We start from the raw sequence: 4,024 nt of genomic DNA, 5'->3' as shown, positions 1-4,024 counted from the left end.
GTGGTGGCGCGGCTGCGCGCGCCGGCCGTGGCGGGCGCATCGAACTCGCCGCGCGCGGCGGGCGCAAGCACCTCGGCGATACGGGCCAGCGGCAGGCGCGACAGGCTGCCGATGTCCATGCCGGCAAAGGTCACCGACAGGGCTTCGGGCTTCAGGCGACGGCCATCGCATACGGGGCACGCCGCGCCCGTCATGAAGCGGGCCACGCGCTTTTTCATCATCGCGCTTTGCGTGGTGGCGAACGTGTGCATCACGTAGCGGCGCGCGCCCGTGTAGGTGCCCATGTAGCTGGGTTCCTGCTTGGCGCGCAAGGCGGCGCGGGTTTCGGCCGGCGTGAAGCCCGCGTAGACCGGCACGGTGGGCTGCTCGTCGGTGTACAGGATCCAGTCGCGGTCTTTCTTTTTCAGGTCGCGCCACGGGATGTCGACGTTGTAGCCCAGCGTGACCAGGATGTCGCGCAGGTTCTGGCCGTGCCAGGCCGGCGGCCATGACGCGATCGCGCGCTCTCGGATGGTCAACGACGGGTCGGGCACCATGGACGCTTCGGTCACGTCGTACACGTAGCCCAGGCCATGGCAATTGGGGCAGGCGCCCTGCGGCGTGTTGGGCGAGAAGTCCTCGGCGTACAGCATGGGCTGGTCGGCCGGGTAGGTGCCGGCCCGCGAATACAGCATGCGCAACATGCTGGACAGCGTCGTCACGCTGCCCACCGTGGAGCGCACGTTGGGCGTGCCGCGTTGCTGTTGCAGCGCCACCGCCGGCGGCAGCCCCTCGATGGCGTCCACGTCCGGCACGCCCACCTGATCGATCAGGCGCCGCGCATAGGGCGACAACGATTCCAGATAACGCCGCTGCGCTTCGGCGTACAGCGTGCCGAAGGCCAGCGACGATTTGCCCGATCCGGACACCCCGGAAAACACGACCAGCGCGTCTCTCGGGATATCCACATCGACGTTCTTCAGATTGTGTTCACGCGCGCCGCGTACGCGGATGCAGGCGTCGGCGCGGGGTTTGGCGGGTGTCTTTCGTGGGCTCATGCAGCCATAGTAAAGGACACCTTGCGCGCCGATCCAGAGGCGGGATCGATCACCCCATCCGCAAGTCCGCCGCCTGATGCGCCAGGTCCAGATACTTGCGGCGCAGGACCTCGTCGGCCTGGTCACGCGGCGTCATCGGGTCGTTCTCTATTACGTCCAGCTTCGCCGCCCGCACCAGCGACATCAGGTTGCGTGAGTGCGATTGGGACGACGGCACGAACGATTGGTCCAGCAGCTTGCCCTTGACGTACTTGGACACCTGCGTGCTTTGCGTGCTCGAATCGTTCAGCGTTGCGGTAGCCAGCACGCCTTCCTGATAGCTCACGTCCGTCTTGCTGCTGGTCGTGTCATGAATCTGGAAGTAGAGGTAGTTCTGCGTCTTCTCATCGGCGCTCAGCGCCAGCTGCACGTCCGGCGACAACGACCGGTGATAGCTGGCCGTCAACGTGGACTGCTGCGTCTGCGACACCGCCAGGTCCCAAGCGACCTTGCCCGACACCTGGCTGCTTTGCGACGCCTGGAACGAAAACCCGTCGATTTCCTTGGGCTTCGCCGGGTTGATGGCGCCGCGCACCTGCTCGATCGAGGCCGAGAAATCCGCCAGGCCCGACAACAGGCTGCGATGCGCATCACCGGCCGGCAAGCGGCGCGTGGTGGTGTCGGCCGCCGGGACCTGGGCGGCGCCGTAGCTGCCGTGCATGGACGAGAACACGTCCTTGAACGTGCTCATCAACGCCTCGTCGCCCGAGCCCCGACGCTGGGCGCGATCAAACTGCTGCAAGTACTTGGCAACCGCCGCCGACTGTTGCTGGGCCGAGCCCAGGGCAAGCGGTTTGGTCAGGTCCACATCCACCTTGACCACGCCCATCACGCTGGACACGGTCAGGCTCTTTTGCTTGGCGTCCGCCCGGAAATCGACGGTTTGCTCCGCGCCGTCCACCATGCGCGTCTGGCGCAGGCTGATCGAGGACAGCAATGGCGAACTGCCGTTGGCCAGCGTCGTCACCGACCAGCGCGGCGGCACTTCGGCCAGGCCGTCCAGCGCATCCTGGAACGCACCGGACAAGGCGGCGATGGCGCGGCGTTCGTCTTCGTTCAATTCGCCCTCGGCCACGTCGATCTGCACCGACATGCCTTCCTTGCCGCTTTGCAAGGTGACCTGCACCTTGACGCCGCTGGCGGTGTCGATGCGCAATGACACCGCGTTGTCAGGCCGCAGATCGGCTTCGGACAACGGGCCGGCGTTGGCGGGCGCCTGTGCCGATGCCACCACGCGCGTGGACGGCATCCACTGGGAATGACTGGCACCGTCGGTGCGAAAGCGGTTCAGCACCGCCGCGCCCACCTCGGCGAACGGGGCGACACGGGTGCGCGCATCCATGGACTTGGTCATGGCAACGGCCAGCGCGTCCGGCACGGTGCCGGTCTCGTCGTAGACCGAGCCGGCGGCGGTGGAGATGCCCTGGCCCAGCATCACGACAGACGATCGGGAGGACGCCGTGGCGTCAGGCGACGTCGCGCCCGGGGCGATGGTCTGCCCCGCGCGGATCACCGTAACGGGGGTACTGAGCGGGGCGACGCCGGTCGCGCCTGCCAACGAGCTGATTAGGGTCATGGGGCGTCCGCAGTGGGCAGTGCCTGCCCGGGTTTTTGTCTGAATTCTTGTTGGAACTGCTAACGCGTTAACGGCAGGCGCCTAGAGAAATTAACCGCGCCAGGGGCTGAAGGGGCTGAAGGGGCCGAAGGGGCGGCGCAAGTCCGGCAAGACGGGCGAAAGGGCCGCGACAAATCCGGCCGAAACGCCTGGAACTATCCGCGCGGCGACCCGCGCCGCTTCAGCCGGTCAGAGCTTGTGCCGGGCCAGGAAGGACTGCACTGCTTCCAGCACCACCGCTTCGTTTTCACGATGCGGCACGTGGCCGCAACCGTCCAGCGCCAGCATCCGCGACGGCCCGCCGGCCAAGGCTACGAATTTTTCCGGATGGCGCATCGACCCGTACTCGTCGTTTTCGCCGTGGATGGCCAAAAACGGTGCGTGTACGCGCGGCAGGGTGTCGTCCAGATTCCAATCGGCGAATTCGGCCGATTGCCACGTATGCACCCAGGCGTCCAGCACCCATTGCGCCTTGTCGCCGTGGTAGCGCTTGAGGCGTTCAAGCTGGGCGGGGTCGCGAAATTGTTCGCCGGCCTCGCGGATGCCGGCCAGCGTGCGGTCTTCGACGAATTGCTGGGCGGATTCGGTGATGACGCCCACGCAGGCCTGGGGATACGCGGCGGCGATGGCAACCGCCATGCCCCCGCCCACGCTATGGCCGAAGGCGATGAAACGTGACAGGTCAAAGTGCCGGGCCAGCGCGGCGAAGGCGTCCTGCGCTTCGTCGAAAACGAAGTCGGCGTTCAGCGTGCCGGGGTGCGGGTCCGACTCGCCAAAGCCCAGGCGGTCGTAAGCGATGACGGCGCGGCCGGTGGCGGCGGCAAGATTCGCGGGGAAGTCGCGCCACAGGCCGACGCTGCCCAGGGAATCATGCAACAGCACGATCGGCGTGGCGCGGTCCGATTGGGCGGCGCCCGACGCAGCGGCGCCCGATTGTGCTGCGCCCGATGCCGCGGCGCCGGCGCCCGACCAGTACCTGGCGTGGATGCGGCCATGGGCGGTGGGAATCATCACATCCTGCGGCGTTACGGCGTTGGCGGCGGCCATCATTCATCCATCCCTTGTTCGATCACGGTATGACGGATTCTGCTGCCAACCGCGCCGCCGGGCAACTCCCTCGGCGCAATTCGAACCTGGCTTACCCGGCGCGAACCTGCGGCGATGCCCGCCGGGATGCCTGCCGGGATGCCTGCCGGGACGCCCGCCGGGATGCCTGCCGGGACGCTTGCCAAGTGCCAGCCGCCGCAGGCTTGCCGGCGCTGCCCAGCCCTGCCCGCTTTACGCCCCGCGCGGCAGCGCCAGCATCGTGCCCGGCTGGCCGCCGTGCGCGTCG

At 67.5% G+C, this 4,024-nt stretch carries 2 protein-coding genes and 1 pseudogene; all 3 read right to left on the bottom strand.

Going from position 1 to position 4,024, the window contains the following annotated elements:
* Positions 1–1,037 (bottom strand): annotated as a pseudogene (locus ACNPP0_RS22370) (excinuclease ABC subunit A); the annotation flags it as partial.
* A gap of 49 nt (positions 1,038–1,086) precedes the next feature.
* The gene (locus tag ACNPP0_RS22365; RefSeq protein WP_448707044.1) at positions 1,087–2,652 is read right to left on the bottom strand and encodes a hypothetical protein; all 1,566 of its coding nucleotides are present in this window, start codon (positions 2,650–2,652) and stop codon (positions 1,087–1,089) included.
* Positions 2,653–2,880: 228 nt separating this feature from the next.
* A complete protein-coding gene (locus ACNPP0_RS22360; protein WP_448707043.1) occupies positions 2,881–3,741 on the bottom strand; it encodes an alpha/beta fold hydrolase in 861 nt (286 codons plus the stop codon).
* Between the last annotated feature and the right edge of the window lie 283 nt (positions 3,742–4,024).

The organism is Achromobacter semiaridum (genome assembly GCF_053543755.1).
This window is presented reverse-complemented; position numbering and strand designations above follow the sequence as displayed.